This is a genomic window from Pseudomonas sp. 5P_3.1_Bac2 (genome assembly GCF_025465995.1).
Lineage (GTDB): Bacteria > Pseudomonadota > Gammaproteobacteria > Pseudomonadales > Pseudomonadaceae > Aquipseudomonas.
On sequence record NZ_JANLNY010000006.1, the window covers coordinates 96,985 to 112,933 of the forward strand.

The window sequence follows — 15,949 nt, forward strand, 5'->3', positions numbered from 1 at the left end:
TGTCGCTTTATTACAAGAAATCTATAGAAAAACGGCGTCGCGCCTAGGGTCTAGCCGTCACTACAATTTGCCTGCCGACCGCCAGAAGCTATCATGCTCGGCTTCTCAAAACTGGCTATACATCACAGGGCAAACCATGAGCGAAATCCCTAGCACCCTCTATGCCAAACTGCTTGGCGAGACAGCTGCCATCACCTGGCAAGAGCTGCAGCCTTTCTTTGCCCGCGGCGTTTTATTGCTGGTGGACGCTGGGCAAGATTTGATCGCTGTGGCCGAAGCTGTGGCGCAAAACGAGCAAACCAAGGTCGCCGCGTGGCTGGCTGACGGCAGCCTGCACAAGACCACTGCTGAGCAAGCGCAGGACTTATTGGAGCGTGATCCACAGTTGTGGGCGGTGGTGGTTGCGCCTTGGGTATTGATTCAGGAGCGTGCGCAGCGTCCAGCGCTGCACTGATCTGATACACGGTTGCAAACAAGCCGCGTCCCAGAGGGTCTGAATAAGCTCTGTATTAGGCGACCTCAGGAGTTGTTGGTATGTTTCAGACCGGCCATTGGCACACCGCAAATACCCTAGCTACCCCCGACACCCCCCTCTATAGCCTGGATCTGTACTACCAAGTACGGGAGGACCTCAATGAAGGTCCGATGCTGCATCTGCGTTTAACCGGAACGGTGGCTGGGAAAAGATTTAGCGAAGAGTTCGAGTTGCACCGCGACACCGCGTTTAACTTTGCCAGCGTGGCGACCCGCATCGCTCAGCGCCACGGCTTGCCGACTAACCGTAGCCTGATCATGCGCGGTCATCAGGAATACGATCTAATGTTTGAAGACATCCGTAACAAGCTCGGCCTCGCTTCCGGCGAGCCGGTCAATCTGGACCACGTCGCCCAAGACCGCGTCTAAACGCCGCGTTGCCCCAACCGCCGGATGGCGCTTGGGGCCGTCTTAGCCTGGTAGCGACTGCGTAGCGGTTGGCGCTGGCGCCTGGGGTAATATGACGTATTACTCTGTCGGAGCCTGCGCATGACTGCCTCACTTCCCGCCTTGGCCTTTGCCGGTATTGGTTTGATGGGTCTGCCCATGACCCAGCGCTTATTGGCCGCCGGTTTTCCCCTGCATGTATGGAATCGCACCGCGGCTAAGTGTGCGCCGTTAACCGCTGCTGGCGCCGGGCTGTGCACCAGTCCCGCGCAGCTTTGCGGGCAAGCCGAGATCGTCATGCTGTGCCTGGCCGACACGGCTGTCGTGCGCGACGTGGTGTTTGGCCCGGGCGGCATTGCCGAGAGCGCCAAACCCGGCCAGTTGCTGGTGGATTTCTCCAGCATTGAACCCGCCGCCACCCGCGAGATGGCGGCCGAGCTATTGGCGCGCACGGGGATGCATTGGGTCGATGCGCCGGTGTCGGGCGGCACACCGGGAGCGGCAGCCGGTACGCTGGCGATTATGGCCGGTGGCCGTGAGCAGGACATCGAGCAGATCCGGCCAATCCTTGCCCATTTAGGCCAACGCCTGACGCGCATGGGGGAGGTCGGCGCGGGGCAGGTGACTAAGGTCGGCAACCAAATGATCGTCGCCTGCAATGCTCTGGTAATTGCCGAGGTAGTGGCCATGGCCGAGCGTGCCGGGGTGGATGCCCGCTTGCTGGCGCCAGCGTTGGCCGGTGGTTTTGCCGACAGCAAGCCGCTGCAAATCCTCGCCCCGCAAATGGCGGCCAGCCAGTTTGAGCCGGTCAAATGGCATGTGCGCACTCTGCTCAAAGACCTGGACACCGCCGTTAAGCTATCCCAGCAACTCGGTGCGGCTACCCCCATCAGCGCTCTGGCCGCGCAGTTGATGCGTCAGCATGGTGGCCAAGGCTATTTAGAGGCTGACCCCGCCACTCTGGTCGAACTCTATCGGGAGCACGTGCAATGAAAATCGCCGCCAACCTAAGCCTGTTATTTAACGAATTGTCTCTGGCCCAGCGCATTGTCGCGGCGGCCGCAGCCGGCTTTGATGGGGTGGAGATTCAGTTTCCGTATGAGGAGCTGGCGGCGCTCAAACTCAAAGACTTGCTCGAACGCAGCGGCCTGCCGCTGCGCCTGCTGAATGTGCCTGCAGCAGATTTGTTAGCCGGTGGCCCTGGCCTGGCCTGCGTGCCTGAGCGCCAGGCGCAGTTCGATCAAGCGCTGGAGCAGGCCTTAAGCTACGCCGCCATGACGCGTCCGGCGCTGATTAACGTGTTGCCCGGGCGTTTGCCTGAGGGCGTCAGTTTTGCCCAAGCCTGGGACTGTTTAGTGGGCAACCTGCGCAAGGCCGCTGAGGCCTTTGCCGTGCTTAATATCGGCGTGGTGGTGGAGGCGATCAATCCGCTGGACATGCCCGGCTTTTTAATCAACACGCCACAGCATCTGAGCGACTTACTGGACGCCGTGGACCATGCCAATCTCCGCGCGCAATACGATCTCTACCATATGGCCCGGCAGGAGCTGGATGTGTTGGCGGGCTTGCAGTTACTGCGCGGGCGCATCGGCCATGTGCAGTTTGCCGACTACCCCGGGCGTGGGGCGCCAGGCAGCGGCCGGGTGGATTTCGCCGCGCTGCTGGCGGCGCTTAAACACAGCGGTTATGACGGTTGGCTGGCGGCTGAGTATCGGCCAGATGCCGACGGCACCCAGGCCAGTCTCGCTTGGCTGGCGCCTTGGCGTGCGCAACTGGCTTAGGCGCACATTAGGCCTGAGCGCAGACCCGCTCTAGCACAGCGCAGTGTGGCGGGTAATCGGCACAGATGTGGCTAAGGGGCCGCGGCTTGCTGAACAGGTAGCCCTGCACTTGATCGCAGCCTTGCTCCTGCAGCACCTGAAGCTGCGCCAGATCTTCGACCCCCTCGGCCACTACTCGCAGGTTGAGGGCGCGGGCCATAACGATGATGGCCTGGACGATTTCCCGGCTTTGCACCGAGCTGGCAATGTCCTGGATAAACGAGCGGTCGATCTTCAGGGTGTCCAGCGGCAGGCGGCGCAAACAGGCCAGGGATGAGTAGCCGGTGCCGAAATCATCAATGGCGATGCTCACGCCAAGGGCGCGGATGCGTTGCAGTTTGTTGATGGCCTTGTCGAGGCTGGTGAGCAAAGCGCTTTCCGTCAGCTCCAGCTCCAGGCGCTGATTGCTTTGGGCCTGGCTTAGCACCTGTTCGATGCGCTCAGGCAGTTGGTTGCTAGCAAAGTTCATGGCCGAGCAGTTCACCGTGATCTTGAGCGTGCCGTAGCCTTGCTCCGTTAAACGCTGCAAGTCGCTGGCGGCCTGATGCAGTACCCAAGCGTCGAGCTGGTCGATAAAGCCGTTGGCCTCGGCAATGCCGATAAACCGCTCGGGACTAAGCAGCCCCAACTGCGGATGTTGCCAGCGCAGCAGGGCTTCGAGCTTGACCATCTGCCCGCTGGGCAAATCGATGATCGGCTGATAGTAGAGCTGCAGTTGCTCGCCTTTCGTTATGGCTTGGCGCAGGTCTTCTTCGAGCTGCAATTCCTGCGAGGCTTTTTGCGTCAGGCTGCGACTGTAGAAGTGCAGGGTATTACGCCCGGCATTTTTGGCTTGGTAGAGGGCCAGGTCCGCATGCTTGATCAGCTCTTCAACCGTGTCGCCGTCCTGGGGGAATACGCTGATGCCAATGCTGGTGGTCATCAGCATATTGCGTCCGGCGATCTTGATCGGCTCCTTCATCCGCTGCAGTAAGCGCTGCGCCAAGGTTTGCGCCACTGCGTTGTTTTCTAAGCTGGCAATCACGCAGAACTCATCACCGCCCAAGCGCGCGACTATATCGCTCTCGCGCATGGCGCTGCGGATACGTTTGGCCATGATGCTCAGCAGCTCATCGCCGGCATCATGGCCTAAGGAATCGTTGATCCGTTTGAAGTGGTCGACGTCCAAAAACATCACCGCCAGCCCCCGGCCATTGCTGCTGTGCTCCGCCAGGGCGGCGCTAAAGGCGTGGTTAAAGCCGCGGCGATTGAGCTGTTCGGTGAGCGGGTCGTAATGGGCGATCAGCTCCAGGGAGTCCTTATCCTGATCCAGTTGCACCAGCAGGGCGTTGACCCGCTGCAGGTCACGGTCTTTTTCATCCAGCTTACGTCCGGCCCACGCCGCGGTCAGGCTCAGGCCCAGTACCAGCAGGGTGATGCCGGCGACTATGATCAGCAGGTGCAAGCTGTTGTCGGCGCTGCGCAGGGCTAAGTGAGTCGGTGCGCTGCTGACTAAATTGAGCGCGGCCATGCCGGTGTAATGCATCGCGGCAATCGCCGCGCCCATGACCAAGGCAGCGGCGTATTTGAGCCAGCGTTTTTTGCGCTGAGCTGCGCTATGGATGTACTGGGCCAGTTTCAGCGCGGCGAAGCTGGCGCCGATGGCGATGCCAATCGACAGGCTAAATAAGCGCGCGTCGTAATAGATTTGCGCATCAGCGCGCAGCGCCGCCATGCCGCTGTAGTGCATGGCGCAAATGCCTAGGCCGACGACAATGGCGGCGAGAATTTGCTGGAGCAAGCTCGGCTCGCTCTCGGTCATCACAAGGACGGCGATCAAGCCGGCCAGCAGGGCAACCAGTAAAGAGAACAGGGTGATGGACAGGTCATAGGACACCGCAATGGGCGTTTGGAACGCGAGCATGCCGATAAAATGCATGCTCCAGATGCCGCCCGCCAGGCACAGGCCGCCGATCAACTGCCAGCTCAGGCGCATGCCGAGCCTTAAGGTATTGGCGCAGTGGCTGGCGATGGTCAGGGCGATAAAGCTACCGAGGGCCGCGATGAGGTAGGAAAGCACCACGAGCCAAGTCTCGTGGTTGCAAACCAAAATTACCTGCTGAGTTGCTGGCATATCCGCCATAAAGCGGATGCCTAGGCCATCCATCATAAGCTGCCTTGCTAGTGAGAAACGTCCTCATTAGTGAAGCACAGCTTTGCCGATCGTGACGGATTCGTCGCTCAATCCGGCTTGATTTGATTGAGCGAGATAACCCGGGTTTTACCGATACGATGGCGGTAAATCTCGCGCAGGTACTTAACGGCTTTTTTCACGCTGTCGCGGCTCAGGCGGATGTCGTTGATCGATACGAATTTATCCGGCGAGTGGATCAGCTCGCGGTACTTCTTCTCGTACATCGGCTTGATCGCGTACCAGTTGGTGTCGAGGATTTTCGCCGGGTTTTCAAACTCGTTGAGCATCGAATCAAGCCGCGCCTCATCGAATTCTTCCTTGACGATAAAGTCCAGCACGGCGTTATCCAGGCTCTCATCGAAGCGGTGCGGGTCGCGGGCGAAGCAGCGCTTGATATAAGCGACGATGAGGGTCAGGAAGTCATCCGACAGGCACGGGCTCTTAACGATCAAGGTGGTCAGCGACAGGTTGGCCGAGGCGCCGATGACCAGGGCATAGCGCTTGAGCGTGGTATTGGGGAACAGGCTGTTGAGGTGGGTTTTCAGCCGGTTCAGGTCCATATAGGACAGCTTGTAGTCTTTCGGCAGCGAGACGATCGAGACCACCGAGGAGCAGTTTTTAAAGAAGTGCAGGTCGCTCAGTTGCGCGGCATCAAAATCAGATTTCTTGTAGTTCTCCAGTGCTTCGCGATAACGCTTCGACTCGATCGGCAAGAGGCTGATGCCCTCGATGGCCTGGGTCACTTTGTTGAAGTGCGGCAGGTCGATGGAGCGGAAGAACAGGTCGTCGATATTCAGCCGTGGCGGCTCTTTTTCCAGAACGCGGAATTTATCCAGGGCCGCGGTGCTTTGCTCCGGCACCACGGATTCGGCATAGGCCACGGCCACCGGGCCGGCCAAGCTCATAAACAGGTCGTTGGCATCCAGGCGGATGGTTTCGCCGATGTCGATGCCGGCGCGGCGGAAATAGTTCTGGTCGTAGTCGGTGGTCACCGCCTGGGCGGTGAGGATGTTGAAAATCTGCTGCGAGATGTACTGGTTAGCGTGGCGCTCCATGGCGTTGACGTCGATGTTCTGGATGTTGCCGTCATCGCTTTCTTCGGCGTAGCGCATGATGTCGTTGGAGATCAGCATCATCGCGTTCCATGGGCGGATGCGGCGCATCACGCTTTCTTCGCTGTTCTCTTCGTTATCGAAGTTATAGGAGAAGTCCCATTCCTCGGCCAGGTACTTACACAGCAAACGCCCGGCGTTGATATGCAAGGCTTCGGACATTTCGCTGCGCTGGTCGGAGATGTTCGGCAGGATGCAGATGCCGCTGGTGAAGATCGGCTCAAAGACAAAACTGTGGCCACGGTGCTCGGGGCGCTGCTCGAAGTTGTTGGTGTCGAAGGTTTTGCTCATGTAGCTGTACTGCTGGGCCAGGCCGAACTCCGAGGCCATGCCCGAGCCGGTGCCGCCACCGGCGCTGAAGATGTAGAAGTACAGGCGCGATTGGTTAGCCTTGATGCCGCAGGAGTCGATCAGGTAGCTGTGAATAAACTTCCAGTCTTCGTTGGTGAAGTGCTGGGTGTCTTTATTGAGGATGATCTTGGCCAGGTACTGGCCGAGGATCGGTGCGTTACCGGCGCCGCCCGCATGCACCTCGGACAGGTCCATGATCTTCATCTTGCTGTAGTCGCTTAAAAACCCGCTGGTTTCGCCTTTACGGGAAAAACGAATCCGCCCGGCGATGTCTTTATCCAAGTCGCCGAGCATCACCAGCGGTTCGATAAGAAACACCGGCTTACTGTCTTTGCTCGGCGCGCGCAGCAAGTTGCTTTTGATCCAGCGGCTGGGGCGGAAGTCCTGCTCGGTGGCGGGCGTTTCCTCGTTATTGAACTCGCTCAGGTAAAACTGCCGGGCGTTGTACACCAGCGAGGCAACATCCAGAGCGATGTTCGAGCCGCAGCGGCCTAGGCCGATCAAGCACACCGAAGGGAAGTGCGGGGTGCGCCGGTCGTGTTCTTCATCTGCCGCCGGGGGCGGGAAGACTAGGCTGCGCAAGCCGTCGAGGTTATCCAGAATGCGATCGATATCGCGTTCGGTGAAATACATGTACTGTTCGCCGCCGATTTCCACCGGCAGATCGGGGCGCAGGGCCGCGGGGAGTTTATTGCTCAAAGGCGCGGGCTCTTCGTCATCGAGCGGGGCCAGTAGGGTGTCTGCTAAATCTGCCAGGGTTGCTTCGCTATGGGAGGGTGCTGCAGTTTTTGTTGTTTTCATGTTGTTGGCAGTCCGGCGGGTCACGGGTTGAAGAAGGCCAATGGCCATACCTTCATTAGTACTCTGCTTTTTAGCATGAAAAACGGAAAAACTCGCGGTTTTGTCCTACTAAAAGCGGGTCTGCACTGAAATTTTGAATGACAATTTATTGGCGTGTTCACCCGTGCTTTTGGCATCACGCTGTATAGACTCGGTAAATAGTCGCAGACAGCCTGTGCTTGGCGCTCTAGTTTGCATGGAAGCCTTTATCGTCACGCCTTGATTGCCTATGGCAGTCAGTGGTTCTACTCATTAGCCGAGATGGATTTATGCCCCAATCCCTGCAAGCCCCTAATGCATGGCGAGTCTTGTTTCTGCTGTTTCTAGCCAACCTGTTTAACTTCTTCGATCGCACCATACCGGCCATTTTGGGTGAGCCAATCCGCCTGGAGTGGCACTTAAGCGATTTGCAAATGGGCCTGTTGGGCACCGCTTTTACCTTGGTTTACGCCATTGCCGGCATCCCTTTGGGACGCATGGCCGACACCGGCTCGCGGCGCAAAATCATGGGCTGGGGGCTGGCGGTGTGGAGCGGTCTGACCGCCATCAACGGCATGGCCTGGAACTACTGGAGCTTCTTGCTGATTCGCATGGGCGTCGGTGTGGGGGAGGCCAGCTATGCGCCGGCGGCCAACTCGCTGATTGGCGATCTGTTCCCCGCCACCAAGCGCGCCCGGGCCATGGGCCTCTTTATGCTCGGTTTGCCGCTCGGTCTGCTGCTGGCCTATTTCACTATCGGCGCCATGGTCCAGGCTTTTGGCAGCTGGCGTGCGCCGTTCTTTATTGCCGCGGTGCCCGGTTTGCTGCTGGCGCTGTTGATCTTCTTGATTAAAGAGCCGAGCCGGGGCGCGGCCGAATCAGTCGCCGTCAAAACCACGCCGGTGGCCAAGCCTTTGCGCAAAGTGTTGGCGGTGCGCACTTTCTGGTGGTTGGTGGTGGCTGGGCTGGCGTTTAACTTCGCGACCTATGCCTGTAACTCTTTTATGGTGCCGATGCTGCAGCGTTACTTTTTGCTGTCGCTGCAACAGGCGGCGGTGGCCACGGGGATTATTGTCGGCGTCACCGGTCTGTTTGGCCTGACCTTGGGCGGCCTGCTGGCCGATAAGATCCATCAGCGCTGGCCTCGTGGGCGCCTGCTGTTTGCTGCCCTGAGCCTGCTGATTGCTGCCGTTTGCACCGGGTTGGCGCTGTTGGCGCAGCGTATCGAGATTGCCGCATTCGTCGCCCTGTTCAGCCTTGGCTGGCTGTTCTCCTACAACTTCTACACCTGTGTTTACACGGCGATTCAGGACGTGATCGAGCCGCGCCTGCGCGCCACCGCCATGGCTTTGTTCTTCGCCGGCTTGTATCTGCTGGGTGGTGGCTTAGGCCCCGTGGTGGTGGGTTCGTTGTCCGATCACTTCGCCCAGAGCGCCATGCTCGCCGCAGGGGCCAGTGATATGAGCGAAGTGTTTAAGGCGGTTGGCCTGCACGATGCTCTGTACTTGGTGCCGGTGGCGTTTGCGCTGACCATGTTGGCCCTGTGGCAAGCGTCGCGCAGCTGCGTGGCCGATGCCGCGCGGATGCAGCAGGGCATGCAAGAGCAAGACGCCTAGGCACTTTGCCAGCTAAGGCCGCGGTAATAAAAAAGGCTGCGCGGAGCAATCCGCGCAGCCTTTTTATTGGACGCCTGGTGTTTAGCCTGCGACCAACACGCGAATCGCCTCTAAGCGCAGAGCGGCTTTATCGAGCATGGCCAGGCCTTGCTCACGCTGCTGACGCAGGGCTTCTAGTTCACTGTCACGCACGCTGGGGTTGACCGCTTGCAGGGCGACTAGGCGCGCCAGCTCTTCGTCGATTTCGGCGACCAAAAGGCGTTTGGCTTCCTCCACGCGCTCGCTATGCCGTGGGCTGGCCTTGCTCTCGCCGGAGTTGATCAACGTCGTCAGGCTGTCGCGCTGGGCCTGCACGAACTTGTTGGCGCTGCCGCGTGGCACGCTTTCCAATTGATCGTTGAGGGTGACAAAGCTGACCTTGTGCGCCAGATCGTTGCCGTTGGCATCGAGCAGGCAACGGATGGCCACCGGCGGCAGGAAGCGCCCCAGTTGCAGCGCACGGGGCGCCACGGCCTCGCTGACGTAGAGCAGCTCGAGCAGCACGGTACCGGGTTTCAGCGCCTTGTTTTTGATCAGCGCCACGCCGGTATTGCCCATGGAGCCTGCCCGCACCAGATCCATGCCGCCTTGTACCATGGGGTGTTCCCAGGTGAGGAACTGCATGTCTTCACGCTTAAGCGCCAGGCTGCGGTCGTAGGTGATGGTCACGCCTTCGTCGCTGCCCAGAGGGAAGCTGGCATCCAGCATTTTCTCGCTGGGGCGCAGGATCAGAGCGTTGTCGGAGTGGTCTTCGCTGTCGATGCCGAAGGCATTGAACAACTGCTCCATGTAGATCGGCAGGGCGAACTGATCGTCTTGTTCGAGGATCTGCTCGACCAGCGCTTCACCTTCACCCGCCCCCCCGGAGTTGAGCTCCAGCAGACGGTCGCGGCCATCATGCAGCTCCACTTCCAAACGCTCGCGCTCGGCTTTGGCGCTGTTGATCAGGGCTTCCCAGTTGTCGTCATCAGCGCCTTCGAGCAGCGGCAACAGTTGGCTGCCGAATTGTTGCTGCAGGGCGTTGCCGGTCGGGCAGGTGGCCAGGAAGGCGTTCAGGGCCTGGTGATACCACTGGAACAGGCGCTCTTGCGGGCTGTCCTGCAGGTACGGCACGTGCAGTTGGATACGATGCTTCTGGCCGATCCGGTCGAGACGGCCGATGCGCTGTTCCAGCAGGTCCGGGTGGGACGGCAGGTCGAACAGCACCAGATGATGGGAGAACTGGAAGTTACGGCCTTCGGAGCCGATTTCCGAGCAGATCAGTACCTGGGCGCCGAACTCTTCATCGGCGAAGTAAGCGGCAGCGCGGTCCCGTTCCAGGATGCTCATGCCTTCGTGGAACACGGTGGCAGGGATGCCTTTGCGGATACGCAGGGCATGCTCTAGGTCCACCGCGGTTTCGGCGTGGGCGCAGATCACCAGAACCTTGAATTTCTTGAGCATCTTCAGGGTGTCGATCAGCCACTCAACCCGTGGGTCGAACTGCCACCAGCGCTGCTCTTCGTCGTCTTCGTTATTGGCCTGGAAGCTGACTTCCGGGTACAGCTCGGCGTGCTCACCCAGCGGCAACTCCATGTACTCGTCGGGGTTAGCCAGCGGGTAGGGGTGCAGTTCACGCTCCGGGAAGCCTTTGACGGCGGCGCGGGTGTTACGGAACAGCAGGCGGCCGGTGCCGTGCCGGTCGAGCAGCTCACGGACCAAGCGCGCCGAAGCTTCGCTGTCGCCGCTATTGACCGCCTCGAGCAGCTCAGCGCCGCTGTCGCCTAAGAAATCCAGGATGGTCTTGTGCGCGGCCTTGGACAGGCGGCCTTGATCCAGCAGCTCTTGCACGGCTTCGGCAATCGGCTGGTAGTGCTGGCTCTCGGCGCGGAAGGCAGCAAGATCATGGAAGCGGTTCGGGTCGAGCAGGCGCAGACGCGCGAAGTGGCTGTCTTGCCCCAGTTGTTCTGGGGTGGCGGTGAGCAGCAGTACGCCGGGAATGACTTGCGCCAGCTGTTCTACCAGTTGGTATTCGTCGCTGGCTTTCTCTGGGTGCCAGACCAAGTGGTGGGCTTCGTCGACCACCAGCAGATCCCAGCCGGCGGCGAACAACGCATCCTGCGCGCGTTCGTCTTCGCGCAGCCATTCCAGTGCGACCAAGGCCAGCTGGCAATCTTCAAAGGGGTTGCTGGCATCGCTTTCGATAAAGCGCTCGGCGTCGAACAGGGCGACGTCGAGGTTAAAGCGCCGGCGCATCTCCACCAGCCATTGGTGCTGGAGGTTTTCCGGAACCAGAATGAGCACGCGGCTGGCACGGCCATTGAGCAGTTGGCGATGGATCACCAGGCCCGCTTCGATGGTTTTACCCAGACCCACTTCGTCGGCCAGCAGTACCCGTGGAGCGATACGGTCAGCCACTTCACGGGCGATATGCAGCTGGTGGGCAATCGGTTGCGCACGTACGCCGCCCAAGCCCCAGAGCTTGGATTGCAGATGGCGGCTGGTGTAGTCGAGGGTGTGATAGCGCAAGGAGAACCACGACAGCGGATCGATCTGGCCGGCAAACAGGCGGTCGCTGGCCAGGCGGAACTGGATAAAGTTCGACAGCTGGGTTTCCGGCAGGCTGATGCTTTCGTTCTGGGCGTTGATGCCGTGGTAAACCAGCAGGCCGTCGATGTCTTCGACTTCCTGAACGCTGAGCTTCCAGCCTTCGAAATGGGTGATCTCGTCCCCAGGGGAGAAGCGCACGCGGGTCAGTGGGGCGTTGCGCACGGCATATTGGCGGGTTTCGCCAGTGGCCGGGTAGAGCATGGTGAGCATGCGGCCGTCTTGCATTAAAACGGTTCCCAAACCCAGCTCCGCTTCGCTATCACTAATCCAGCGTTGCCCTGGTTCATACTGCGCCATGCTTGTCTCCTGCGTAAAAAAGCCGACTATGGTAACGCAGCTCGCGCCGCGGCCAAAGGCGCATTGCTGCACGAGAGGTACTTTGTGTGGTTAGCTAGGGCCAAGTGTAGCGATGCGGCCTTGTTGATGGGCCGCTTGCCGGTCTTAGCCTGACCAAAGGAGGGTGCTGAAGATGTTGCCACCGATCCCCCACAGCCTGGTGCCTGTCACTGTGCAGCAGGACGTGATCAAGCCGCGTCCGGAGATTCCGCCGGTCACCGCTGCGGCTGAAGGCAGTAAAGACAGTGGCGTGGAACTGGCCAAACGACACCCTGAAGAAGCCACCGAGCTGCTGCGTGAAGAACAGCGCCGGCGTCAGCGTCGCCAAGCTTACACACCGGCTGAGTTGGCCGAGGGCGAGGTGGCGCAAGAGGATCAGGACGCGGTCAAAGACTTACCCCGGCAGGGCCTGTGGGTCGATGTGCAGGTTTAACTGAGCGATTGCTGGAATCTTCATGGATTTGTTTGCTGAGCCGCAGCTGCCCTTGGCCAATGCCGAGCTGAGCTTTTATCCCGACTGGCTGGATGCCGCCACAGCCGCGCAGTGGTTGCAGGCGTTAGTGGCGCAAACGCCGTGGCAGCAACCGCGCTTGGTGATCTATGGGCGAGAGGTCACGGTGCCGCGTTTGGTGGCCTGGTATTGCGACGCTGATGTGCGCTATGGCTATTCCGGCTTCACCCATGAAACCTTGCCCTGGACGCCCTTGCTGGCGCACATTCGCGAGGATTTAGAGCAGCGCCTGGGCCAGCGCTTTAATGGTGTGCTGCTGAATTACTATCGTGACGGCCAGGATTCCATGGGCTGGCACAGTGATGATGAAACCGAGCTGGGCCGTAATCCGGTGATTGCCTCATTGAACCTGGGCGGCACGCGGCGCTTTGATTTGCGCCGGGTCGGCGAGAACCGCATCGCCCACTCTTTGCCGCTTACCGACGGATCGCTACTGGTCATGGCCGGCGCAACTCAGCATCATTGGCAACACCAGGTGGCGAAGACGCGCAGCCTCTGCACGCCACGCCTGAATTTGACCTTTCGTTTAGTCAGACCTACCCATGAGCACTGAACCCACCCTGATTGATTTTGCAGCTGAGCGCGACAAGCGCATCCATGACCTGCGCGATAAAAAGCTTGAGCAAATGCGCAGTGCCTTCGAGCAGGCCTTGCCGTTGCCTGGCGCCAAGAAAAAAGCCAAAAGCAAGGGCAAAAACAAGCCGAAAAAATCCTGATCCGCTGCCCAGGAAGCTGATTCGTTGATCTGGATCAGCTAAGCGCCGCCTCCAGCAAATCCCATCCCCTCGCCTTTGACCTGGATCAATAGCGCCCCCGCCGTGCCTGATACCGTGAAGCCATTCCCGCAAGGCTTTACCTAGGAGGCAGCCATGTTTATCGATGTCGTAGTTCTCGCCGGTATCGGCACCGTCGGTTTGATGGTCGCGTTCTTTGGCGGTATTGGATATTTCATCTGGCAGGATTCGCATAAAGCGAAGAAGAGCTGAATCTGCTGGATGTAAGGGGCACGCAAGGCAATTTAGGGCGACTTAGGTCGCCCGTTTTTTTGCCTTGATTTAACCGCTTGGCCGCGCTGGTTTAGCTCAGCTGCTGCGCTTGCGGCGCGGCCGCGTAACTAGGCTTGTCTTGCAGATACAGGGCCAAATGGCTTTGCTGCTCGGCCGTCATAAACAGGCCCAGTTTGCTGCGCCGCCAGAGAATGTCTTCGGCGTTGATGGCCCATTCTTCTTGCCGCAGATAGTCCACTTCACGGCTGTAGAGGCCGGCGCCAAAGTGCTCGCCCATATCGGTCAGGCAACTGACGCCTTTGACGATATTCCAACTGCGGCTGCCATAGCTGTTGGCCCAACGCTGGGCCAGCGAGGTGGGCAACCAGGCGAGGCCGCTGCACAGTGCTTCGACCAAGGCGCTGTGGCTGCTCAGTTGCTCGGCGCCGGGCAGCGGGCTGCTGGCGGTCCAGCTTGGGCCGAGGTTGGGGAAGTAAGGCGCCAGGTGGCCCAGGGCCGCTTCAGCGAGCTTACGGTAGGTGGTCAGCTTGCCGCCGAACACCGACAGCAATGGCGCTTCACCGGGATTGCCGGCCAATGTCAGGGTGTAATCACGGGTCACGGCTGATGGGTCGTCAGACTCGTCATTGCACAGCGGGCGTACGCCTGCGTAGGTGTGCAGGATATCGCTGCGGCTGATCTGGGTCTTGAAGTGGCGGTTGCACACATCCAGCAGGTAATCGGTTTCCGCCTCGGTGATTTTGACCTGAGCCGGGTCGCCTTGGTATTCGCGGTCAGTGGTGCCGATCAGGGTGAAGCGATCCTGATAAGGAATGGTGAAAACAATGCGCCGATCTTCGTTTTGCAAAATATAGGCGTGCTCGGCCTCGTACAGCCGTGGCACCACGATATGGCTGCCCTGAATCAGACGAATACCGTGGGGCGACTGCTGCTTAAGACCGGTATGGATAAATTCGGTGACCCAAGGTCCGGCAGCGTTGACCAGTGCGCGGGCGTGGATCGACAGCAGGCTGCCGTCACTGCGCTCTAAGTGAATGTGCCACAGGCCGTTGCTGCGCCGCGCGCTGACACAGCGGGTATGGGTGTGAATATGGGCGCCATGCTCGCGGGCGGCGATGGCGTTGAGCACCACTAAGCGGGCGTCATCGACCCAGCAATCAGAATATTCAAAGCCACGGCCGATCTCGCTTTGCAGCGGACTGTTGGCGCCAAAGCGCAAGCTGCGCGAGGCCGGCAGTTGTTCGCGCTTGCCCAAATGATCGTAAAGGAACAGGCCCGCGCGGATCATCCACGCGGGGCGCAGGTGCGGGCGATGGGGCAGCACGAAGCGCAGGGGCTTGACGATGTGCGGGGCCTTTTTCAGCAGCACTTCACGTTCGGCCAGGGCTTCGCGCACCAAGCGAAACTCATAATGTTCCAAATAGCGCAGGCCACCATGGATAAGCTTGCTGCTGGCGGAGGAGGTGTGTTTGGCCAGGTCGTCTTTTTCGCAAAGGAACACTGACAGTCCGCGTCCCGCCGCATCTGCGGCAATCCCTACACCGTTAATGCCGCCGCCAATAACCGCGACGTCGTAGCATTCGCTCAGGGGCTGAACAGGCAGGCTGGAATGGGGCACGGTAACTCTCCGCTTGAGTATTTAATATGAACATCAATGTTCGTTTGTGAAAATACTAGCGCAGGCAAATGAACTCGGCTAGTCGCCAGCGGCGAAATTGCCGTTGGTCTGACCAGCGGATAGCAGGCAGGCGTCAGCGCTGCTGCCAGCGGGCGATGGCAGCAGCAATGGGCTGGTGATTCACACCACTTCGAGGCGAATTTTGTGCTGGTTAAGCAACTGCATAAAACCGGCGGAAGGGGCGCGGTCTGTCACCAGGCAATCGATCAGGCTCAGCGAGCCCAAGCGCACCATGGCGTTGCGGCCGAACTTGCTGGAGTCGGCGGCCAAAATCACTTGTCGGGCGTTGGCGATGATCGCCTGGGAGACCCGCACTTCCTGGTAATCGAAGTCGAGCAGGCTGCCGTCTTCATCAATCCCGCTGATGCCGACCAGGGCGTAATCGACTTTAAATTGCTGGATAAAATCTGCGGCCGCCTGACCCACCACGCCACCGTCACTGCGCACCGTGCCACCGGCCAGCAGCACTTCAAAGTCAGCCTTGCTGCTCAATTGCGCGGCCACGTGCAGGTTGTTGGTGATGATCTTCAAACCTTGGTGGTTGAGCAGTTCACGGGCGATGGCTTCGGTGGTGGTGCCGATGTTAATAAACAGCGAGGCGTGATCCGGAATCAGCTTGGCCACGGCCTCGGCGATCTGTTGTTTCTCATCGCGCATCTGATCGGCGCGGGTGGCGTAGGCGGTGTTTTCGATGCTGGAGTCATAGGCCGCACCACCGTGGTAACGGCGCAGCAAATTGAGCTCAGCCAGTTGGTTGATGTCGCGGCGAATGGTTTGTGGGGTCAGCACAAACAGCTGGGCCATTTCCTCGATACTGACGTATCCGCGCTCATGCACCAGTTCTAAAATTTGTTGTTGGCGGGGCGGTAAATTCATGGCGGTCCTTAGGCTCTGTACGGAAAGTCCCTGCGCAGTGGTGCGCATGCTTATCTACCACGGGTAAGCCGCGCGTGCTCAGCGCTGTTGTCTCGCCTGAA

The 15,949-nt window shown here is 59.6% G+C and carries 14 protein-coding genes; 9 read left to right on the forward strand and 5 right to left on the reverse strand.

The window, feature by feature from the left end; translation table 11 throughout:
• Window positions 1-136: 136 nt before the first annotated feature.
• From NTD81_RS04845 to NTD81_RS04860, 4 genes are all read left to right on the forward strand, one after another.
• The gene (locus NTD81_RS04845) at window positions 137-454 is read left to right on the forward strand and encodes a DUF2288 domain-containing protein (RefSeq protein WP_262180052.1); all 318 of its coding nucleotides are present in this window, start codon (window positions 137-139) and stop codon (window positions 452-454) included.
• An 80-nt stretch (window positions 455-534) separates the two neighbouring features.
• The gene (locus NTD81_RS04850) at window positions 535-903 is read left to right on the forward strand and encodes a DUF5064 family protein (protein WP_262180053.1); all 369 of its coding nucleotides are present in this window, start codon (window positions 535-537) and stop codon (window positions 901-903) included.
• Between the two features lie 120 nt (window positions 904-1,023).
• Window positions 1,024-1,914, forward strand: a complete 891-nt coding sequence (locus NTD81_RS04855; protein WP_262180055.1) for an NAD(P)-dependent oxidoreductase — start codon at window positions 1,024-1,026, stop codon at window positions 1,912-1,914.
• On the forward strand, window positions 1,911-2,702 hold the full coding sequence (locus tag NTD81_RS04860) for a hydroxypyruvate isomerase family protein (protein WP_262180057.1): 792 nt from the start codon (window positions 1,911-1,913) through the stop codon (window positions 2,700-2,702). The genes NTD81_RS04855 and NTD81_RS04860 overlap by 4 nt, the downstream gene beginning before the upstream one ends.
• 7 nt (window positions 2,703-2,709) lie before the next feature.
• On the opposite strand, the gene NTD81_RS04865 is transcribed toward NTD81_RS04860, so the two are convergent.
• Complete coding sequence (locus NTD81_RS04865; protein ID WP_262180058.1) at window positions 2,710-4,890, reverse strand: putative bifunctional diguanylate cyclase/phosphodiesterase; 2,181 nt, start codon at window positions 4,888-4,890, stop codon at window positions 2,710-2,712.
• Window positions 4,891-4,961: 71 nt separating this feature from the next.
• Window positions 4,962-7,178 carry a hypothetical protein gene (locus tag NTD81_RS04870; RefSeq protein WP_262180060.1) on the reverse strand — a complete coding sequence of 739 codons (2,217 nt, stop codon included), beginning with the start codon at window positions 7,176-7,178 and terminating at the stop codon, window positions 4,962-4,964.
• A gap of 308 nt (window positions 7,179-7,486) precedes the next feature.
• Between NTD81_RS04870 and NTD81_RS04875 the strand changes: the two genes are divergently transcribed.
• The gene (locus tag NTD81_RS04875; RefSeq protein WP_262180062.1) at window positions 7,487-8,812 is read left to right on the forward strand and encodes a spinster family MFS transporter; all 1,326 of its coding nucleotides are present in this window, start codon (window positions 7,487-7,489) and stop codon (window positions 8,810-8,812) included.
• An 81-nt stretch (window positions 8,813-8,893) separates the two neighbouring features.
• On the opposite strand, the gene rapA is transcribed toward NTD81_RS04875, so the two are convergent.
• Entirely contained in the window at window positions 8,894-11,737 is a 2,844-nt protein-coding gene (gene rapA / locus NTD81_RS04880) for an RNA polymerase-associated protein RapA (RefSeq protein WP_262180064.1), read from the reverse strand.
• Between the two features lie 172 nt (window positions 11,738-11,909).
• Between rapA and NTD81_RS04885 the strand changes: the two genes are divergently transcribed.
• The 4 genes from NTD81_RS04885 (at window position 11,910) to ccoM (ending at window position 13,273) form a co-directional block, all read left to right on the forward strand.
• Window positions 11,910-12,209: an aspartate-semialdehyde dehydrogenase gene (locus NTD81_RS04885; protein WP_262180066.1), complete on the forward strand. Its 300-nt coding sequence runs from the start codon at window positions 11,910-11,912 to the stop codon at window positions 12,207-12,209.
• 22 nt (window positions 12,210-12,231) lie between these two features.
• Window positions 12,232-12,840, forward strand: a complete 609-nt coding sequence (locus tag NTD81_RS04890; protein WP_262180067.1) for an alpha-ketoglutarate-dependent dioxygenase AlkB family protein — start codon at window positions 12,232-12,234, stop codon at window positions 12,838-12,840.
• Complete coding sequence (locus NTD81_RS04895) at window positions 12,830-13,003, forward strand: hypothetical protein (protein ID WP_262180069.1); 174 nt, start codon at window positions 12,830-12,832, stop codon at window positions 13,001-13,003. Before NTD81_RS04890 ends, NTD81_RS04895 begins: the two co-directional genes overlap by 11 nt.
• 153 nt (window positions 13,004-13,156) lie before the next feature.
• On the forward strand, window positions 13,157-13,273 hold the full coding sequence (ccoM, locus tag NTD81_RS21360) for a cytochrome c oxidase subunit CcoM (protein WP_315974673.1): 117 nt from the start codon (window positions 13,157-13,159) through the stop codon (window positions 13,271-13,273).
• Between the two features lie 91 nt (window positions 13,274-13,364).
• On the opposite strand, the gene glpD is transcribed toward ccoM, so the two are convergent.
• Window positions 13,365-14,912 carry a glycerol-3-phosphate dehydrogenase gene (glpD, locus tag NTD81_RS04900; RefSeq protein WP_262180071.1) on the reverse strand — a complete coding sequence of 516 codons (1,548 nt, stop codon included), beginning with the start codon at window positions 14,910-14,912 and terminating at the stop codon, window positions 13,365-13,367.
• 180 nt (window positions 14,913-15,092) lie between these two features.
• Window positions 15,093-15,848, reverse strand: coding sequence for a DeoR family transcriptional regulator (locus tag NTD81_RS04905; protein WP_262180072.1), 756 nt, complete (start codon window positions 15,846-15,848; stop codon window positions 15,093-15,095).
• Window positions 15,849-15,949: the final 101 nt, after the last annotated feature.